General features: G+C 41.4%; 14 protein-coding genes, 1 other RNA gene and 1 pseudogene. 9 read left to right on the top strand and 7 right to left on the bottom strand.

What is annotated here, in order from left to right; genetic code table 11:
- Window positions 1-100: 100 nt before the first annotated feature.
- Window positions 101-500 (bottom strand): annotated as a pseudogene (locus BM329_RS07825) (acyl-CoA thioesterase II); the annotation flags it as partial.
- 864 nt (window positions 501-1364) lie between these two features.
- Between BM329_RS07825 and ffs the strand changes: the two are divergent.
- Window positions 1365-1461: signal recognition particle sRNA small type (gene ffs / locus BM329_RS07820), an RNA gene on the top strand.
- An 88-nt stretch (window positions 1462-1549) separates the two neighbouring features.
- Here the strand turns inward: ffs and BM329_RS07815 are convergent.
- From BM329_RS07815 to BM329_RS07800, 4 genes are all read right to left on the bottom strand, one after another.
- Window positions 1550-1753, bottom strand: a complete 204-nt coding sequence (locus BM329_RS07815) for an HHA domain-containing protein (protein ID WP_010845060.1) — start codon at window positions 1751-1753, stop codon at window positions 1550-1552.
- Window positions 1754-1799: 46 nt separating this feature from the next.
- Window positions 1800-2168 (bottom strand): Hha toxicity modulator TomB, encoded by a 369-nt coding sequence (gene tomB, locus BM329_RS07810; protein WP_092551279.1) that lies wholly within the window; start codon window positions 2166-2168, stop codon window positions 1800-1802.
- A gap of 764 nt (window positions 2169-2932) precedes the next feature.
- Window positions 2933-6082 carry an efflux RND transporter permease subunit gene (locus BM329_RS07805; protein ID WP_092551276.1) on the bottom strand — a complete coding sequence of 1050 codons (3150 nt, stop codon included), beginning with the start codon at window positions 6080-6082 and terminating at the stop codon, window positions 2933-2935.
- Between the two features lie 14 nt (window positions 6083-6096).
- Window positions 6097-7296 (bottom strand): efflux RND transporter periplasmic adaptor subunit, encoded by a 1200-nt coding sequence (locus tag BM329_RS07800; protein ID WP_092551273.1) that lies wholly within the window; start codon window positions 7294-7296, stop codon window positions 6097-6099.
- A 141-nt stretch (window positions 7297-7437) separates the two neighbouring features.
- On the opposite strand from BM329_RS07800, the gene acrR reads away from it, so the two are divergent.
- Together acrR and mscK are read left to right on the top strand one after the other, a co-directional pair.
- Window positions 7438-8088 carry a multidrug efflux transporter transcriptional repressor AcrR gene (gene acrR / locus BM329_RS07795; RefSeq protein WP_143101223.1) on the top strand — a complete coding sequence of 217 codons (651 nt, stop codon included), beginning with the start codon at window positions 7438-7440 and terminating at the stop codon, window positions 8086-8088.
- Between the two features lie 166 nt (window positions 8089-8254).
- Window positions 8255-11686, top strand: coding sequence for a mechanosensitive channel MscK (mscK, locus tag BM329_RS07790; RefSeq protein ID WP_092551267.1), 3432 nt, complete (start codon window positions 8255-8257; stop codon window positions 11684-11686).
- A 47-nt stretch (window positions 11687-11733) separates the two neighbouring features.
- On the opposite strand, the gene rsmS is transcribed toward mscK, so the two are convergent.
- Both rsmS and priC read right to left on the bottom strand, forming a co-directional pair.
- Window positions 11734-11886, bottom strand: a complete 153-nt coding sequence (rsmS, locus tag BM329_RS07785) for a pleiotropic regulatory protein RsmS (RefSeq protein WP_092551264.1) — start codon at window positions 11884-11886, stop codon at window positions 11734-11736.
- A 22-nt stretch (window positions 11887-11908) separates the two neighbouring features.
- Window positions 11909-12451 (bottom strand): primosomal replication protein PriC, encoded by a 543-nt coding sequence (gene priC / locus BM329_RS07780; protein WP_092551261.1) that lies wholly within the window; start codon window positions 12449-12451, stop codon window positions 11909-11911.
- Window positions 12452-12659: 208 nt separating this feature from the next.
- On the opposite strand from priC, the gene apt reads away from it, so the two are divergent.
- The 6 genes from apt (at window position 12660) to adk (ending at window position 19174) form a co-directional block, all read left to right on the top strand.
- The gene (gene apt / locus BM329_RS07775; protein WP_092551258.1) at window positions 12660-13211 is read left to right on the top strand and encodes an adenine phosphoribosyltransferase; all 552 of its coding nucleotides are present in this window, start codon (window positions 12660-12662) and stop codon (window positions 13209-13211) included.
- A 97-nt stretch (window positions 13212-13308) separates the two neighbouring features.
- Window positions 13309-15273 (top strand): DNA polymerase III subunit gamma/tau, encoded by a 1965-nt coding sequence (gene dnaX / locus BM329_RS07770; RefSeq protein ID WP_092551255.1) that lies wholly within the window; start codon window positions 13309-13311, stop codon window positions 15271-15273.
- A gap of 48 nt (window positions 15274-15321) precedes the next feature.
- Window positions 15322-15651: a YbaB/EbfC family nucleoid-associated protein gene (locus tag BM329_RS07765; protein ID WP_092551252.1), complete on the top strand. Its 330-nt coding sequence runs from the start codon at window positions 15322-15324 to the stop codon at window positions 15649-15651.
- Window positions 15651-16259, top strand: a complete 609-nt coding sequence (recR, locus tag BM329_RS07760) for a recombination mediator RecR (protein WP_092551250.1) — start codon at window positions 15651-15653, stop codon at window positions 16257-16259. Before BM329_RS07765 ends, recR begins: the two co-directional genes overlap by 1 nt.
- Window positions 16260-16465: 206 nt before the next feature.
- Window positions 16466-18355 carry a molecular chaperone HtpG gene (htpG, locus tag BM329_RS07755; protein WP_177216220.1) on the top strand — a complete coding sequence of 630 codons (1890 nt, stop codon included), beginning with the start codon at window positions 16466-16468 and terminating at the stop codon, window positions 18353-18355.
- 171 nt (window positions 18356-18526) lie between these two features.
- Window positions 18527-19174, top strand: coding sequence for an adenylate kinase (gene adk / locus BM329_RS07750; protein WP_092551244.1), 648 nt, complete (start codon window positions 18527-18529; stop codon window positions 19172-19174).
- The last annotated feature ends 220 nt before the right edge of the window (window positions 19175-19394 follow it).

The raw sequence follows: 19394 nt of genomic DNA, 5'->3' as shown, positions 1-19394 counted from the left end.
ATCGGTTGGAGCTTAATCACCGTAATAATAGGGTAACAATGAATAACCATTATGTGTTATCCAGATTATTACGGCATACAGTACTTATTTATTACATTTATTACAGTTTGCGGATAACCCCTTCCTGAACTGCAGAAGCAATAAGTATTCCTTCACGATTATAGATGTGCCCACGAACAAAACCACGCGCTCCTGATGCTGATGGGCTCTCGATCGCATAGAGTAACCAATCATTCATATTGAAAGGACGGTGATACCACATTGAATGGTCAATTGTGGCTACCTGCATGCATATTGTGCTCCATAAAATCCACGCTATGGGGCAGTAAAGATGTCGGCAGGAAATTGAAATCTGAAGCATAGCCTAACAAACAATGATGTATGAATGGATCTCCTGGCATTTTTCCATTACTGCGAAACCAAACATAACGCACAGGCTCTTTTGATGAATGATTAGGCAAACTGTGGGACTTAACCAGCTTCATCTCCAGAGGTGGTGCGGAAAAAGCTTTGTACAATTTGTCAGGGAGTGAAGGGGCCATTTTTTTTACCATTTCCTCTTGAGATTCTAACTCTTCTGGAGGAGGAACTATTGGCATAGTATTTTGATGCTCAAAACTTTCTTCAGTCTTCACTTTGCCCACGATAAATCCCTTCTTCTATTTTTTCCAGATGTATCAAGTTAATTAAATTTTGCAATGCCTGGCTCATAATGTGCCTTTGCTTTTTATAAGAGTTGTTGAAAACGTATAATCAAACGATTACAGATATAAAAACTCATTTATCCAAAAAAATAAAGATATTAAGTTGTAAATCAAATTTATCTTTATGTTTTTATTTCGGTGTTAAAATATCACTGTTGATTTAATCAATACTTATTCAAATAATGCATATAACATTGCTGCAGTGTTTATTTATTGATTTATATGATTATTTTTACTTGAGCGAAAAATAGTGTTAATATTTTATTTAAGTTGATATTGTAAAATTTATCAGATTTTTATATCAATTTAAAATTATTCATATTTGTTATCATATGTGCTTTTTTTATTATTTTATATGTTTATTGTTTGCATGTTAAATGTTCAATTTTATCCCAAAGACGATTATTACACTGAAGAAATTGAAGCTAATCTAATATCTATAGAACATAAAAAGAGCATTATGTTAAGCGGAAATGTTGAGTTATGGAAAGGTTAATTCTTTTAGGTAGCAGAAAAATTTATTTTCTTAATGTTATTTTTGATTTTTTCATCGCGGTGAGCAAGAAAGCAGCATTCAAATGAAGGTGTCTTGCTATTTTATTATATATGAATGATAATAGCCGCCGCTTCAAGATTTGAAGCTAATATCAATGAGGACTCTGTTGGTTCTCCCGCAACGCTAACTTGTTAACTTGGTCAGGTCTGGAAAGAAGCAGCCATAGCAAGGGATGTGTGTGCCGGGATGTCGCTGGCAGAGTCCTCGCCAATCTCAGGTTTATCATTGGCTCCTCAGTTAGCCGATAATATCTACCGGCTTTAGTCGCTTACTATCCTATCACTACAGCTTAGCGGACAAATTTCCAGACAGATGATGGGATTTTATCATAGAGCTTATTCATAGTAAGTTCGGCTAAACGGTGGTCAGCAGCGGAGTAGAACAATTCAAGTTCATCATCCGAAAGTTCGTATTTATTTTTTTCAATTACACGCTCCAGTGTTTCAATAGAAGTGCATTTTCTCAAACGCATCAGATAGTCAGTTTTAGTCATAATTGCCTTATCTTATTTGGTATAAAAATAGTTAGAAATATATTTATCAGGTTTTGCTTAAAGAAGCGTTCAAATCGAGTAGCAGAATGTTAGTTAAGTGTTCGTTTGTTCTTTGCCATTTTGTAAGTTCAAGGAAGCTTATCTTATCACTTCCAAACAAATTATATGTTTCATCCAGATATTCATCAATTAAGGTGCTGAGATCGTAGTTATCTGCATATTTAATTTTAAAGCTCCAGACAAAAGCTGTAACGTGTTCGATCAATTCGTTTAGTTTTAAGCTTCTCTCGGAAGCCAGATCCTGAATCCAATGATTATCAGTGCGATTCAGGACTAGAAATGCTTCATGAATTAATTTTTCACATAAGTATTTTAATTCAGCAATATCATGTCTTCTTGGTGAATATTCATCCATAATCACCTCCGTAAAAAGCGCACTGCTTATTTGAACTAAGACTTATACATACTATTTATTATAGTCATTCTTTTAGAATAGAGCCTATCAAAACATGATTATTATTTATTAATATTAAAAGCTCTATTTTTTTCATCTGCTAACTGAGTTTTTAACAATGACTAATTTATGTTTAGTTTTACTCAAACACTTAGTTCTGGTACAGCTTAGTTTCCGACAACAGCCTGACATTCTACTATAAAAGATAGTCATATCTACATATACCGTTAAATATATAGAATTATACTAATACAGTAGAGGCTGTAGCAATAGCACTGGGGTCATTATAGGCGATTGTATTGCGACTTTCAAAATCAATATATCGACATTATTACATATGTCACCATCGGGATGGAACACTTTTTACCATTAAAGCTGTAATCAGAAGAAAAATCAGAGCAGTTGCCAATTTATCTTGTATTTATTATAAAAAACAGAATGATATCGCCCTTAAATGTAGTTTTTTGCATAATTATTTATTTTAACTATACACAATGGATTTCAAGTTGCATCGCGACGGCAAGAGAGCAAATCCCCGGGAGCATAGATAACTATGTGACCGGGGTGAGCGAGCGCAACCAACAAAGAGGCAGTTTGAAAGACAAAGTGTATAGATTATAGATAGGGTTTAATGTAGATATTGTAATCAGGGGAATTTACCATTTGAAGTGATTTTTGCCCATTAAAAAAGGTCACTTATGTGACCTTTTTTAACATAATTAAATTCAGTAGTGGGTTGAGGTGTGCTCAACCGCTTCACTTTTCTTTGTGAATCGACGCTTGATAACAACGAAGAACACTGGGACGAAATAAATTGCCAATGATGTAGCAGCAATCATACCACCCAATACTCCTGTCCCTACGGCATTTTGTGCGCCTGAGCCAGCCCCGTTGCTTAATACTAAAGGCATAACCCCAAGCATAAAGGCCAAAGATGTCATCAGGATTGGACGTAGACGCATTTTGGCAGCATCCAGAGTGGCTTCTATTAACCCTTTGCCTTCTTTCTCCATCAGATCTTTAGCGAACTCTACAATAAGAATGGCGTTTTTCGCTGACAAACCAATGGTCGTCAATAAGCCAACTTTAAAGTAAACGTCATTATCTAACCCCCGCATTGATGTTGCCAACAATGCACCGATGACCCCCAAGGGGACGACCAACATGACTGAGAACGGAATGGACCAGCTTTCATACAGCGCTGCCAGACAGAGGAATACGACAATCAATGACAGCGCATAGAGAGCTGGAGCCTGATTACCTGACAGACGTTCCTGATAAGACATTCCAGTCCAGTCATAACCAATTCCGGCGGGCAGTTGTGCCGCTAGCTGTTCCATCAGCGCCATTGCATCACCGGTGCTTTTATCAGGAGCTGCTTCACCTACGATTTCCATAGAAGGAAGCCCGTTATAGCGTTCCAGACGGGGTGAACCATAAACCCACGGTTCTTTTGATACATCTATAAATGCGGAAAACGGCACCATTTGGCTATGGTAATTGCGGATATATAATTTGCTAATATCGCTCGGCAACATACGGTAAGCTGCATCAGCTTGGATATAAACTTTTTTGACTCGACCACGGTCAATAAAGTCATTGATATAAACACCACCAAACATCGTGCTCAGTGTTGTGTTGATATTTGAGGTAGATACACCTAACGCTTCTGCTTTTTCCTTATCGATATGGAGACGGTATTGCTGTGTGTCATTTTGTCCATTAGGACGAACACTTCTGAGCATATCAGGATGCTGAGCAACCATACCAAGCAACTGATTACGTGCATTCGTTAATGCTTCATGCCCAAGATTTCCTTTGTCAATCAATTGGAAATCAAAACCACTGGCAGAACCCAACTCTACAATCGAAGGAATATTAAACGCAAAGACCATGGCTTCCTTGATTTGAGAAAAGTCAGCATTTGCTCGATCAACAATAGCGGAAACTTTATCTTTCTCATTCTTACGCTGGTCCCAGTCTTTTAAACTGATAAACGCCAGACCGGTATTTTGCCCCTGACCAGCAAAACCAAAGCCGTTAACTGTAAACACAGATTTAACAACATCTTTCTCTTTGGTATAGAAGTAGTCATTGACTTGATTCAATACCTTTTGTGTCTGCTCCTGAGTGGAACCTGACGGTAATTGAATCATTGCCAATAAAACACCCTGATCTTCTTCAGGCAGGAAGGATGATGGCAGACGGGTAAACATCAAAGCCATACCCGCAATCAATGCAACATAGATCAGCAAGTAACGCCCTGTACCACGCAACATCCGGCCGATGCTATCGGTATAATGGAGAGTGCTCTTTTCAAACAGACGGTTAAACCAACCAAAGAGTCCTCTTTGAGTGTTATGGCTGCCTTTGGCAACAGGTTTGAGCATGGTTGCACACAAAGCTGGCGTCAGGATTAAGGCTACCAGAACAGACAATATCATTGCAGAAACGATAGTAATTGAGAACTGGCGATAAATTGCCCCTGTAGCGCCTCCGAAGAATGCCATTGGTACAAATACAGCAGAAAGTACCAGTGCAATACCGACTAGAGCACCTTGAATCTGCCCCATTGATTTTTTAGTAGCTTCCTTTGGCGATAGCCCTTCTTCCTGCATGACACGCTCGACGTTTTCCACTACAACAATAGCATCATCGACCAGCAAACCGATGGCAAGCACCATGGCAAACATCGTCAATGTATTGATGGAATAACCAAAGGCCGCAAGAATGGCGAATGTGCCAAGCAATACAATCGGAACCGCAATCGTTGGAATCAGAGTAGCCCGGAAGTTTTGCAGGAACAGGTACATAACAACAAACACCAGCAGGATAGCTTCTGCCAATGTTTTCACCACTTCGAAAATAGATATTTTAACAAAGGGTGTTGTGTCATACGGATATACAACAGCCAGCCCATGCGGGAAGAATGGCGACATCTCAGCCAATGCTTTTTTGACGGCTTTGGATGTATCCAGTGCGTTGGCACCTGTAGCTAGTTTGATACCGATACCAGCCGCAGGTTTGCCATTGAATCGGCCAATGATATTGTAACCTTCAGCACCTAGTTCAACGACAGCAACATCACTCAAATTAATTTTTGATCCGTCAGGATTCACGCGTAGCAGAATTTTGCTGAATTCTTCCGCAGAACTGAGGCGAGTTTGTGCAATGATCGACGCATTTAATCGTTGCCCCGGAACTGGTGGTGTTCCCCCTAGCTGCCCACCTGCAACCTGATTGTTTTGTGCTTTAATTGCATTAACCACTTCCAAGGGGGTCATTTTATAGTTAAGCAGCTTTTCAGTATTGAGCCAGATACGCATCGCATACTGTGTACCGAACAGCGTTGTTTCCCCCACGCCTGTAACGCGGCTCAAGGAATCTTTGACATTGGCTCCGACGTAGTCGGAAATATCATCTTGACTCATGGAACCATCTTGCGAGTTGAAACCAACCACCATCAAAAATGAGTTAGTTGTTTTCTCAACATTGATCCCTTGTTGCTGAACTTCTTGAGGTAACAGAGGCATCGCCAATTGCAGTTTATTCTGAACCTGCACTTGAGCAATATCTGGGTTCGTGTTCGCCTCAAAAGTCAGCGTGATATTCATGTGACCGGCAGAATCACTATTGGAGGACATGTACACTAGATTATCTATGCCATTCATATTCTGTTCAATAATCTGTGTTACAGTATTTTGTACTGTAGAGGCATCAGCTCCAAGATAAACTGCCGAAATAGAAATAGCGGGTGGCGCAATCGCAGGGTATTGCTCCACGGGTAATTTCATGATTGCCAGCAGACCAGATAGCATAGTGATAATTGCAATTACCCATGCAAAGATTGGTCGCTCGATAAAAAACTTAGGCATGAATCACCGACTCCTTATTGAGGCTTTTTTTCAGGCTCAGCTTTATTAGTCGCAGGCTTGACATTTAGATCAGTTTCTACTGGATTAACCGTTATTCCCGGCGCTATTTTCTGTAATCCAGTGACGATAACTTTATCTCCAGATTTCAAGCCTTCCGTCACCAGCCATTTGTTACCGAGTGCCTGAGTAGCACTGATATTACGTACTTCTACTTTGTTATCTTTATCGACAACCATAGTAGTCGCTTGGCCGCGAGGTGTCCGGGTAACAGCTTGCTGAGGAATCAAAATTGCATTCGGACGGACACCCTCTTCCAGTTTGGTACGGACAAACATGCCAGGAAGTATTTCTTCATTTGGGTTCGGGAAAACAGCACGCATAGTGATAGAGCTGGTAGTTTCATCAACCGTCACGTCTGAAAACTCAAGATAACCTTCCTGACTGTACTCTTGTCCAGAGTCAGTAATTAGGCGAATTTTGGTTTTTGGGGTCTCTTTTTGAACGACTCCTTTTGCAATTTCATTTTTAAGCCGCAGGTAGTCATCACTTGATTGGGTGATATCAACATAAATAGGATCTAACTGTTGAACAGTTGTTAAGGCCGAACCTTGGTTAGCAGAAACCAGCGCGCCTTCTGTGACGGTGGATTTACCCGAGCGGCCGGAAATAGGGGATGTGACTTTGGTATAGGCCAGATTGATTCTGGCACTTTCCAATGCAGCTTGAGCGGACTGAACATCTGCGCTTGCTTGTGCATAATCAGAAGTTGCTTTATCAAATTCCTGCTTACTTACATACTGTGTGCCCAGCAATGATTTATAACGTTCAACGGTCAAATGAGAGACATTCTCATTAGCCTGCGCTCTGGCTAAATTTGCCTTAGCCTTGCTGTACTCTGTTTGATAGGTTGCCGGATCTATTTGGTATAACGATTCTCCAGCAACAATATCACTTCCTTCTTTATAGTTACGTTTCAGAATAATACCACTGACTTGAGGCCGAACCTCCGCAACACGATAAGCCACTGTACGGCCTGGCAATTCCGTGATCACTGTCAGAGGTTCTGCTTTCAGCGTTACGACCCCAACCTCAGGAACATGCTGGCCGGCAGCTCCTTGCTGTGCGTCTTTATTGTCATTACATCCAGAAAGAATAAAACCGCCTGAAAGCACTAGTAATGTAGCCAGAGGTAAAACTCCCCTGTTTTTTCGCATAAGTAAACCTCAATTTTTCAATGTTGATTCTCTGAACAAACAAGTGAAATCATTACTTCATTGATTAAGGGTGCTATAGTACAAACATACATGAATGTATGTAAATCAGCCTCAGTCAAAAACAAAGTTTATGGCACGAAAATGGCACGAAAAACTAAACAACAAGCAAAAAAAACTCGTCAACAAATCATAGACGCTGCGATAAAGACTTTTTCTGAGCAGGGCGTTTCTGCTACTTCATTAGCAGATATCGCAACAGCAGCTGGTGTAACACGTGGAGCAATTTATTGGCATTTTAAAAATAAAACGGATTTACTTTCCACTGTTTGTAAAATTCCAGAAGATAAAATAGACGCGTTAGAGAAAGAGTATCAAGCAAAATACCCTAATAATCCACTCCTTGCGTTGAAATCTTTATTGATTTTTATATTAGGAATGATGATGGATGATCCTCAAAGTCACCTGTTGGTGGAAATTTTTTTCCATAAATGTGAGTTCGTAGGAGGAATGTCTTCATTAGCGGAGGAGCTTCGGGAGACATGTATTTCCGATTACGAAAGAATTGAAAAAGCGTTGGAAGCGTGCATTCAATCTGGAGAATTACCTCACGACCTAGATCTCAGACGTTCTGCGATAATGCTGAAAGCATTGATGACGGGATTATTGGAAAACTGGTCATTCGCACCGGACAGTTTTAATATTCAAAAGCAGTCAGTGTATCTGGTGGACAGCTTTATCGACACACTTAAATATAGTCTCCACGTGCGGAATCGCGAAGAAAATGAAGCTTGAATAACAGGAGTGAAAATTGATGGAATCCATTCTTATCATTGCCAATGGCGCAGCATTTTGACGGCCCAGAATGTCGAAGTGAAATTGTGCAAAACTTGTGCGGATGCCAGAGGAATTAGTGGGCTGGCATTATTCCATTATCTGCAAATGATGAGTAGATGAATTTATGGTTCCAGCTAACCGATATTTGGGTATTTCGCTTAATAGGGGGAGTTCGTGTAACAAACTCTCCGATAGATTATTTTTTCGCTTTGCGTTGATGATAAGTCTGTTTTTTCTCCTGTCATCTCTCTTTTCTCCTGCAAGTACGGCATTCAGTAGCGATGTCCCAACCCGTAACGATATTCAAAACCAGCTTAAGAACCTGACAGAACGTAAGGAACATACGGTTGAAGAAAGAGTATCCATATCTGATTTAGAAAAAACACTTGCTTTCTTTGACAAGATAGAACAAGTGAAGTTGGATACCGAGCTACTTCACAAAAATTGGCAAGAAGCGCCACAAAAAGCACGTCAGGTTATGACTAAATTAGAAAACCTGAAAAATAGCACTCAGCAAGATAAAAATGAATACATAGAGGCGCTGGAAAGATTATCTCTTAAACAGCTTGAAGTGAAGCTAAATACTACATGGAATAGCTTGCAACAGGCACAGGAAAACCTTGGAAGCTACAATAGTCAGTTGATTGGTTTGCAAACACAGCCAGAACGAGCACAAAACGTGTTGTTTCAAAACATGCAGAGATTGCAGCAAATTCGTAATCAACTTAATAATGCATTGACTGAACAACCAGAATACAGTCGTACCCAAATGGAATTGTTGCAGGTAGAACAATCTTTCTTGATGTATCAAAATGCGTTTCAAAAAGCATCCTTGCAAGCGAATATTCAGTTGCAGGTGCTTCTACGACAGCAAAGGGATTATACGACATATCAGATTAGACAACTGGAGAGTTACGTTGAATTTATTCAAAATGTGTTGAGTGGAAAACGCCTGAGCATATCTGAAGAAACAGCTAAAGAAGCCCAAAATCAGGACGGAAAAAATTCACATATTCAGGATAATCCACTGATTCAGCAGGAAATTGAAAATAACCATGAACTCAGTGAACGGTTGATTGCGGCAACACGTGACAACAATCAGTTGTTCCAGAAAAATATTAGTGTCAAAAATTATCTGGAAAGAATTATTCAATCCGAGCGGAATTTAAAAGAGCAGGTCAAGGTATTACGTGGCAGCTTATTATTATCGCGTATTTTATTTCAAGAACAGTTAAAAGTCCCTCAGGATATTCTGACAAAAGATTTGCCGACAAAAATTGCTGACTTGCGTCTTGAGCAGTTTGAGATTACTCAGGAACGGGATCTTATTTATCAAAATGATGACTATATCGTCGATTTATTGAAAGATAGTCACAATAAAATAAAGAATGAATCCTCTGAGATGATAGAAGAAATTCACAATGCCCTTAACAAGGTTATGGATGTTCGCCGTGGGCTTCTGGATCAGCTAAATGATCAGTTAGGAAACCAAATTACTCATGCTATCAACTTACAGATGGATCAACAGGAGTTGTTGGATGTTACTCATTCGTTGGAACAAACGCTTGTTCAGCAGATTTTTTGGGTGAACAGTAATAAACCGATGAACTTAGTTTGGCTGAAATCCTTGCCCGGACTGATTCAAGGAGAATTGAGCCACTTAAATGTTCGATTTAACTTCAGTGGGCTTATCACTGGGCTAAAAGATTCCATCCATTTCGTTATTCCTCTTATGCTGGTTAGCTTATTTTTACATTGGCAGACCAAAGGCATTAATGAACAGTTGAAGAAAATTGCGGATGAAGTGGGGCAATTTCGTCGTGATAGCCAATTACACACACCACTGGCATTGATTCTGACACTGATAAAAACATTACCACTGGCTTTTATCGTTCTGGCAATAGGTTATTGGTATTCGAAATCAGGTGATGATCTGAATGATTTGATTTGGGGATTTTCTCGTCAATTGGCATTATTTTGGATTATATATAGTTGTAGTTACCAAATTCTTACCAAAGATGGAATTGGAGAGAGTCATTTTTTTCTGGACAAAGCGGTCTGCACTTTATTTCGCAAAAATCTTGTACGTTTATCGATAGCGTTACTGCCTATTTTATTCTGGATAACATTGGGGGCAAAACATCCCCTGAGATTGTCTGATGATGTTATTGGTCAGGGTATTGTATTTATTTGCCTATTCTTGCTTTTCTTTTTTATTTTTCCATTCTGTCGGTATATATGGCGTGAAAAAAATTCACACATGATTCGCACTATCGTAGTGACAGCATTGACGTTTGCACCATTGGTACTGATGGTATTGATGGTATCCGGCTATTTCTACACGACTTTGCGCTTGGCAGAACGTTGGCTTTACAGCCTGTATTTACTGTTCTTCTGGCATATCAGTTATCAGGCTTGCTTACGGGGATTGAGTATTGCTGCTCGCCGCATTGCCTATCAGCGGGCCGTTGCCCGCCGTCAGTCCCTGGTGAAAGAAGGGGCAGAAGGTGAAGTTGTGGAAGAACCCCCAATGGCTTTGGATCAGATTAACCAGCAGTCATTGCGTTTGACGACGATGGTACTGTTTTTGGTCTTTCTGGGAGCGTTTTATTATATTTGGTCTGATTTGGTGACGGTGTTTTCTTACCTCGATAGGATCAATCTGTGGCAATACAACACAACAACAGAACTGGGCAATGTTCTGAAATACGTTACTCTGAAAGACTTTATGCTATCGCTAGCAATGCTGGTGATTGCATGGGTCATGATGAGAAATTTGCCGGGATTATTGGAAGTCTTGGTACTCTCTCGTCTGCAATTACAGCAAGGTTCCTCATATGCCATTAAGACGACATTGACTTACTTAATCATGGGTGTCGGAGGAATTACTGCTCTAGGAACTCTGGGTGTTTCATGGAATAAATTACAGTGGCTGGCGGCAGCTCTTTCAGTTGGGTTAGGTTTTGGTTTGCAGGAAATCTTTGCTAACTTTGTTTCAGGCCTGATTATTTTGTTTGAGCGCCCAGTTCGTATTGGAGACACAGTAACAATAGGAACTTACTCTGGTTCGGTCAGTAAAATCCGTATTCGTGCGACAACAATCACAGATTTTGATCGCAAGGAAGTGATTATCCCTAATCGTGCATTTGTAACGGAACGGTTAATCAACTGGACACTTTCCGATACTGTCACGCGAATTATCATTAAGGTTGGTGTCGCATATGGCTCTGATCTTGATAAGGTAAAAGAGATTTTGTTAAAAGCAGCAAACGATAATTCCCGAGTAATGAACGAACCGGGGCCACAAGTCTATTTTATGAGTTTCGGTTCCAGTACATTGGATCATGAATTAAGGCTCTATGTTCGAGAATTGGGCGATCGCAGTCGCACAGTGGATGAAATAAACCGCAGTATCGATAAATTATGTCGGGAAAATGGTATCAACATCGCATTTAACCAGTTAGAAGTTTACTTACACAATGGGCAAGGCGACAGCTTGCAAGAGGTACAGAAACCATTAAATGGTGATAACCACCACCCAGATGGCCGTTTTTAAAAAAGGAAGCCTGATGAAATAGGAATTAGTTTTACTTATTTCTCAGGCTATTGAGTCTGTTTTTCCAGTTTCCCCTGAAAATCGTGTTTGACTATCTCTAATGCAGCTAATGCAATGGCAGGGGAAATTTCATTGCATTCAAGCAGATAAATAAGATCTACTGCAAGTTGTACTTCAGGTGGTGCTTGTTCAAGAGTCATAACGGCTTTTTTATCCTTCTGGTTAATCTGAATGTTCTTGTTTTTCTATTGATTTTTCGATACGCATCAGTGCCTGACGACAGCGGGCAAGCCTTCCTGCCAGAGCTGCGATTTCTCTTTGCAATTTTGACCTGTTGGCTAGTATAACTTGCTTATTTAACTGCAATTCTCTGTCATCGATCATTGCAATTAAACGGCGTTCATAATCTTGGTGCTCTGCCAGACGTTGATAAAGATCGCGTTGTTGTGATCGGTGTTCAAATTTATCTTCCTGTTTTCGCAGCGTTTGGGTTGCTATTTCACGCTTCAATGCCTCAGTTTGTGTTACCAAGCGTTCAGAAAGGTATTTAACCTGCTCAATACGATAGTCGTTTACACAAGCTTTTAACTGCTCCATATTTTGTTTAATTTCTTGCATGTATCCACTGAGTTTGTTGCTATGGTGGTGGAATAGTGTCCGATCAAAACGTGCGATGGAAAAAGGCGTATCGTGTAATAAAGTGAGGTCTTTTTCCAGAATACTGATTTGTTTTTCAAGTGCATTTAATAAATTTTGTATGCTCATCAGTATCTCGTTATCGTTAATAATCTGTTCGTTAAAGACGATTTCGTTGGCCTATCTTATTTGGCCACGATATCACCCTATTTGATAGACGCGAAGCTTGAACTAAATCAACAAAATATAAGCTGTAATTTGCATTACAGTTGCTTTTTTTCAATAGGTTGAATAAATTTCACCATTTTCGTTTTTTATAAACTGGCTGGCATCGATTATGACCGCTAACGCACAACAACTGCAATTAATTAAAGATAGTATTGAAACAATTCCTGATTATCCAAAAGCGGGAATACTTTTTCGTGACATTACCACATTACTGGATAATCCTGCTGCGTACCAAGCTACAATAGATCTATTAGTTGCGCATTATCAAGGAAAAGGCATCACGAAAATTGTTGGTACTGAAGCTCGTGGTTTTTTATTCGGTGCTCCTGTTGCACTGCGTCTGGGTGTTGGTTTTGTTCCTGTCCGTAAAAAAGGTAAGTTACCGCGTGAAACGTTAAGTGAAACTTACGATCTGGAATATGGTACTGATACGCTGGAAATCCATAAGGACAGTATCAATGAGGGGGAAAAAGTCCTGGTCATTGATGATCTACTTGCAACGGGTGGTACGATTGAAGCTACGGTACGCCTGATCCGCCGTTTGCGGGGAGAAGTTTCAGAAGCAGCGTTCATCATTGGGCTACCGGATTTGGGTGGCACCGAACGCTTGAAAAAACAAGGCATTGATAGCTATACAATCATTGAGTTTCCCGGTCACTGATTGTTCTCATTTTCGCATTATTGATACATCAGCCTCGCCGTTCATGGTGAGGCTGTGCTAGCATGATAGTCAGTCATGTTCAATTTCCTCGGTATTCATGAGCTATCAGGTACTTGCCCGTAAGTGGCGCCCACAAATATTTTCTGACGTAATCGGTCAGCAACATGTGTTGACTGCATTGGCGAATGGTCTTGAACACCAGCGTCTCCATCACGCTTATCTTTTTTCCGGCACTCGAGGTGTAGGTAAAACCACAATTGCACGTCTGTTGGCAAAAGGATTGAATTGCGAAAAGGGTATTACAAGGACTCCGTGTGGTCAGTGTGTAAACTGTCTCGAAATTGAACAGGGACGATTTGTCGATCTGATTGAAATCGATGCAGCTTCCCGAACAAAAGTAGAGGATACCCGTGAACTACTGGACAATGTTCAGTATGCTCCGGCCCGAGGCCGTTTCAAAGTTTATCTTATTGACGAAGTTCATATGCTCTCTCGCCATAGCTTCAATGCTTTGCTGAAGACATTGGAAGAGCCGCCTGAGCATGTGAAATTCCTTTTGGCAACGACGGATCCACAGAAACTGCCCGTAACTATTCTTTCACGTTGTTTGCAATTCCATTTGAAGGCGCTTGATGTGAATCAAATCAGCAATCAATTGGAATATGTTCTGAATGCGGAACAAATAGAAAGTGATGTTCGTGCCCGCCAACTTCTTGCCCGTGCTGCGGATGGCAGTATGCGTGATGCCTTGAGTTTAACCGATCAGGCCATTGCTCTTGGTGGAGGCAAACTGACATCTGATATCGTCAGCCAGATGCTGGGAACATTGGATGATGCCCAACCATTGGAGATTATCGAAGCGTTGGTTCGTGCTGATGGCCAACAAGTGATGGCTTTGGTTGAGCAAGTTGCATCCCGTGGTATGGATTGGGAAAACTTGTTAGTCGAAACACTGTCGTTGTTGCATCGCATTGCGATGCTTCAATTATTACCTCAGCAACCTGAGAGTGATCCTTCTTCTATAGAAGAGCGTTTGCGCTTGCTGGCAAGATCGATCTCCCCTACTGATTTGCAGGTTTATTATCAGGCATTATTGGTTGGACGCAAAGAACTCTCTTATGCCCCAGAACGCCGAATGGGAGTTGAAATGGCATTATTGAGAGCTTTAGCATTTCATCCCAAGAGTGTCATTGAGGAAACACCGCCATCTTTGGTGGAAGCGCCCGTAGTGCCGGTGGGTTCAACATCTGTAACCCCAGCTTCAGCCCAGCCAGCGTTAAGTAATGAAGAAAACAGGCAAGCTGCACAGAAAGTCTCCCAATCGTTGGGAACTGCATCCACAGTTAACAGTCCGACAGCAAAATTATTGCAAGCGAGGAGTTCACTTACTCGTCAAGGACAAACTTCACCAAAAAAGCCTGAGCCGGCAGAGTCTGCGAAGGCTAAACCGGCAAGTTCGGCTCTGGAGCGATTGGTGGCAGTGGCTGAGCAGCGCCCTCAATCATATATTCCTAAAACACAAGAGCCTAAACCGATAAAGAAAGAGGCGTATCGCTGGCGAGCCACAAATGCGAATATTGAAGAAAAACAATCATCGGTGACAACGCCAAAATCGATAAAAGCGGCGCTTGAAGATGAAAAAACAGCAGAATTAACCGTAAAACTGGTTGTCGAATCGATACAAAGGGATTCATGGGCAGCGGAAATTGATAAACTGAATATTCCAAAATTAGTTCAGCAGGTCGCATTGAATGCATTTAGAGAACAGATTGATGAAACTCGGTTCTGTCTGCATTTGCGTTCAAAGCAGCACCATCTTAATTCGGCATCGGCACAGAAAGCATTAGCTGAAGCATTAAGTGCATTACATGGAAAACCTATTGAACTCAGTATCATTGAAGATGATAATCCTGCGGTAAAAACGCCTCTGGAGTGGCGAAAAGCCATTTATGAAGAAAAATTGGCACAAGCGCGCCAATCCATTATTTCGGATAGAACAATTCAAACACTTCAGCAGCTATTTGATGCAGAATTAGATGAAGAAAGTATCCGGCCTGTTTAACTGCCGCAGTGTATCTTTATGCTGTGGCTATAGCGAAGAGAGAGAATTATGTCTGGTAAAGGTGGTTTGGGTAATTTGATGAAACAGGCCCAGCAAATGCAAGAAAAAATGCAAAAAATGCAGGAAGAAATTGCAAGTCTGGAAGTGACGGGGGAATCCGGTGCGGGTCTGGTGAAAATCACTATTAATGGCGCACATAACTGCCGCCGTGTAGAAATCGATCCAAGCCTGATGGACGATGACAAAGACATGTTGGAAGATCTGATCGCTGCTGCATTCAATGATGCGGCGCGTCGCATTGAAGAAACCCAGAAAGAGAAAATGGCCGGTGTTTCCAATGGAATGCAATTACCACCAGGCTTTAAGATGCCATTCTGATGCAAACCAGCCCTCTTCTTGAATCACTGATGGAAGCACTACGCTGTTTGCCCGGCGTAGGTCCCAAATCTGCTCAGCGGATGGCATTTCACCTATTGCAGCGGAATCGTAGTGGGGGAATGCGGTTAGCACAGTCACTGACGAGAGCGATGTCTGAAATTGGCCATTGTCAAGATTGCCAGACATTCACTGAACAGGAACAGTGTACGATTTGCGCTAATCCCCGTCGTCAGCAAAATGGACAGATCTGTGTGGTAGAAAGCCCTGCTGACATTCATGCCATTGAGCAGACAGGTCAATTTGCGGGACGCTACTTTGTCCTGATGGGGCATTTATCGCCTTTGGATGGTATCGGGCCAATGGATATTGGTCTGGATCGTTTAGAAGAACGATTATTTGCTGAAACGTTGTCAGAAGTTATTCTGGCAACGAACCCAACCGTCGAAGGAGAGGCAACGGCAAACTATATTGCAGAAATCTGCTCTCAGTATGGTGTGACAGCCAGCCGAATTGCTCACGGGGTTCCTGTGGGTGGTGAGCTTGAAATGGTGGATGGCACGACCTTGTCTCATTCACTGGCTGGCCGTCAAAAAATCACTGATTTGTGATTTATTCCCCTAATTCAAATGGGAAAATTCAATGGATGGTGCTGCGGTTAATGCCGCCATCCATAACAGATTTACGCACTCATCAAACTAAATTTTTCATTCTTCTTGTTTTTCTAACTTGAAACTCTCCAGATCTATCCCCATTTGATTACCATCATTCGATTTTACATATCTGAACTGGATTTAGATTGAGGTAATAAATGAACATGAAAGGTCAGAAAACCCGTGGATTTCAGTCTGAAGTCAAACAACTGTTGCAGTTGATGATCCACTCTCTCTACTCCAACAAAGAAATTTTTCTTCGTGAACTGATTTCGAATGCCTCTGATGCGGCTGACAAATTGCGTTTCCGTGCATTGTCTACACCTGAGCTGTATGAAAATAATGGTGAATTACGCGTTCGTCTAGCTTGTGATAAAGAGCAAAAAACCATCACCATCAGTGATAATGGTATCGGTATGTCCCGTGATGAAGTCATCGATAATCTGGGAACGATTGCAAAATCCGGCACTAAAGCATTTCTTGAATCCATCGGTTCTGATCAGGCAAAAGACAGCCAATTGATTGGCCAATTCGGTGTAGGTTTCTACTCTGCATTTATCGTTGCGGATAAAGTTACTGTACGCACCCGTGTAGCTGGTGCTGCGGCTGATCAAGGCGTATTCTGGGAATCAACGGGGGAAGGTGATTACACTATTGCTGATATCGAAAAAGCAGAGCGAGGTACAGAAATCACCTTGCATCTGCGTGACAGCGAAAGCGAATTCCTCAATGACTGGCGTCTTCGTTCTATCATCGGCAAATATTCTGATCACATTGCTTTACCTGTTGAGATTGAAACTCAAACTAAAAATGAAGAAGACGACTCGGTTACAATCACATGGGAAAAAATCAATAAAGCCCAAGCTTTGTGGACTCGTGGTAGAGCAGAAATCAGTGATGAAGAATACCAAGAGTTTTATAAGCATATCTCTCATGACTTTGCTGACTCTCTGACCTGGAGCCATAACCGTGTTGAAGGTAAACAGGAATATACCAGCCTGCTGTATATCCCTTCTCAAGCGCCATGGGATATGTGGAACCGTGAGCATAAACATGGTTTGAAATTATATGTTCAGCGCGTATTCATCATGGATGAAGCTGAACAATTCATGCCGAATTATTTGCGTTTTGTCCGTGGCCTGATCGATTCTAACGATCTGCCGTTAAACGTTTCCCGTGAAATTCTGCAAGACAGTACAATTACTCGGAACTTGCGCAGTGCGCTGACTAAACGTGTATTGCAGATGCTGGATAAACTGGCAAAAGATGATGCAGAAAAATATCAGACTTTCTGGCAGCAATTCGGTTTAGTGCTGAAAGAAGGGCCGGCTGAAGATGGTTCAAATAAAGAAACCATTGCTAAACTTTTGCGCTTTGCGACAACTCACAATGATTCTTCAGAACAAGCCGTTTCTCTGGAAGATTATATTGGTCGCATGGCAGAAGGGCAGGAGAAGATTTATTACATCACTGCAGATAGCTATGCTGCGGCGAAAAATAGCCCGCATTTGGAACTGTTCCGCAAAAAAGGCATTGAAGTATTGCTGCTGTCTGACCGTATCGACGAATGGATGATGAACCATCTGACAGAATTTGATGGTAAATCATTCCAGTCTGTTAGCAAAGCTGATGAATCTCTCGATAAACTGGCGGATGAAAATAAAGCAGAGCAGGAAGAAGCAGATAAAAAATTGGAGCCGTTCATTGAGCGTGTGAAGACTCTGTTGGGTGAGCGCGTGAAGGAAGTAAAACTGACTCACCGTTTGACTGATACGCCGGCAATTGTAACAACTGATGCCAATGGAATAAGTACTCAAATGGCGAAGTTATTTGCAGCAGCAGGCCAGTCTGTACCGGAAGTGAGCTATAATTTTGAACTTAACCCAGAGCACGACCTGGTTAAAAAAGCATCAGATGTTCATGATGATGCTCAATTTGCTGATTGGATAGAATTGTTGCTGGATCAGGCTCTGTTTGCAGAGCGTGGCACACTGGATGATCCAAACCAATTCATTCGTCGAATGAATCAATTGTTATTAACTGAAAAAGCATAATTTCATTGAGATCGTGATAAATAACCACGCTTCCATGAAAAATGGAGCGTGGTTTATTTTTGTATAACGCGAAAACGTTTACCTGTTTTCTTGAGCCACTCCCCATTCAAGTGGTATGGTGGTTCGTTTTCTTTAAAAATACGAAAAGCAAATAGCAAGGGGATTTACGCGATGCGTATTATTCTGCTGGGCGCACCAGGCGCCGGTAAGGGGACTCAGGCCCAATTTATCATGGAGAAATATGGGATCCCTCAAATTTCGACAGGTGACATGCTGCGTACCGCAGTAAAAGCGGGTACAGAGTTGGGTTTGCAGGCAAAGGAGTTGATGGATAATGGCAAGCTAGTGACTGATGAATTAGTCATTGCCTTGGTTAAAGAGCGCATCAAACAAGATGATTGCCGTAATGGCTTCTTGTTGGATGGGTTTCCGCGTACTATTCCACAAGCTGATGCGATGAAAGAAGCGGGTATCAAAGTTGATTCGGTTCTGGAATTTGATGTTCCCGATGAAATCATCGTTGAACGTATTATCGGTCGCCGAGTGCATGCACCATCAGGCCGTGTTTACCATATCAAATTCAATCCACCAAAAGTGGAAAACAAAGATGACGCAACTGGTGAAGAACTGACTATCCGTAAAGATGATCAGGAGAATACCGTCCGCAAACGCTTGGTTGAATACCACGCACAAACTGCGCCTTTGGTCTCTTATTACCAAAAAGAAGCACAGGAAGGTAACACAAAATACTTTAAACTTGATGGTACCCGTCAGGTATCTGAAGTGAGCGCAGAATTGGCCAGCATTCTGGGTGAATGATTTAGCGTATTTCTAAATAGTGATATCTTGAATTGCCAGAATAGTCAGGGGGTATTTGTACCGCCTGACTTTTTTGTATACCATTCCATGAAATGTTACATATAGCTATTAATCATGCCTTATACTAGATAATGTCGTCATAAATTATTTTGTGCGATAATAAGATTTGCATTCCATAAACAGAGTGAACTAACCATGAGCACGCCTGCATACCGCCGCC

The organism is Xenorhabdus koppenhoeferi, from assembly GCF_900116635.1.
Classification (GTDB): domain Bacteria; phylum Pseudomonadota; class Gammaproteobacteria; order Enterobacterales; family Enterobacteriaceae; genus Xenorhabdus; species Xenorhabdus koppenhoeferi.
This window is presented reverse-complemented; position numbering and strand designations above follow the sequence as displayed.

Bases quoted from the DNA above. Each gene is read 5' to 3' on its own strand.
- BM329_RS07815 (WP_010845060.1), bottom strand. From the start codon at position 1,753: ATGACTAAAACTGACTATCTGATGCGTTTGAGAAAATGCACTTCTATT.
- tomB (WP_092551279.1), bottom strand. From the start codon at position 2,168: ATGGATGAATATTCACCAAGAAGACATGATATTGCTGAATTAAAATAC.
- BM329_RS07805 (WP_092551276.1), bottom strand. From the start codon at position 6,082: ATGCCTAAGTTTTTTATCGAGCGACCAATCTTTGCATGGGTAATTGCA.
- BM329_RS07800 (WP_092551273.1), bottom strand. From the start codon at position 7,296: ATGCGAAAAAACAGGGGAGTTTTACCTCTGGCTACATTACTAGTGCTT.
- acrR (WP_143101223.1), top strand. From the start codon at position 7,438: ATGGCACGAAAAACTAAACAACAAGCAAAAAAAACTCGTCAACAAATC.
- mscK (WP_092551267.1), top strand. From the start codon at position 8,255: ATGGTTCCAGCTAACCGATATTTGGGTATTTCGCTTAATAGGGGGAGT.
- rsmS (WP_092551264.1), bottom strand. From the start codon at position 11,886: ATGACTCTTGAACAAGCACCACCTGAAGTACAACTTGCAGTAGATCTT.
- priC (WP_092551261.1), bottom strand. From the start codon at position 12,451: ATGAGCATACAAAATTTATTAAATGCACTTGAAAAACAAATCAGTATT.
- apt (WP_092551258.1), top strand. From the start codon at position 12,660: ATGACCGCTAACGCACAACAACTGCAATTAATTAAAGATAGTATTGAA.
- dnaX (WP_092551255.1), top strand. From the start codon at position 13,309: ATGAGCTATCAGGTACTTGCCCGTAAGTGGCGCCCACAAATATTTTCT.
- BM329_RS07765 (WP_092551252.1), top strand. From the start codon at position 15,322: ATGTCTGGTAAAGGTGGTTTGGGTAATTTGATGAAACAGGCCCAGCAA.
- recR (WP_092551250.1), top strand. From the start codon at position 15,651: ATGCAAACCAGCCCTCTTCTTGAATCACTGATGGAAGCACTACGCTGT.
- htpG (WP_177216220.1), top strand. From the start codon at position 16,466: ATGAAAGGTCAGAAAACCCGTGGATTTCAGTCTGAAGTCAAACAACTG.
- adk (WP_092551244.1), top strand. From the start codon at position 18,527: ATGCGTATTATTCTGCTGGGCGCACCAGGCGCCGGTAAGGGGACTCAG.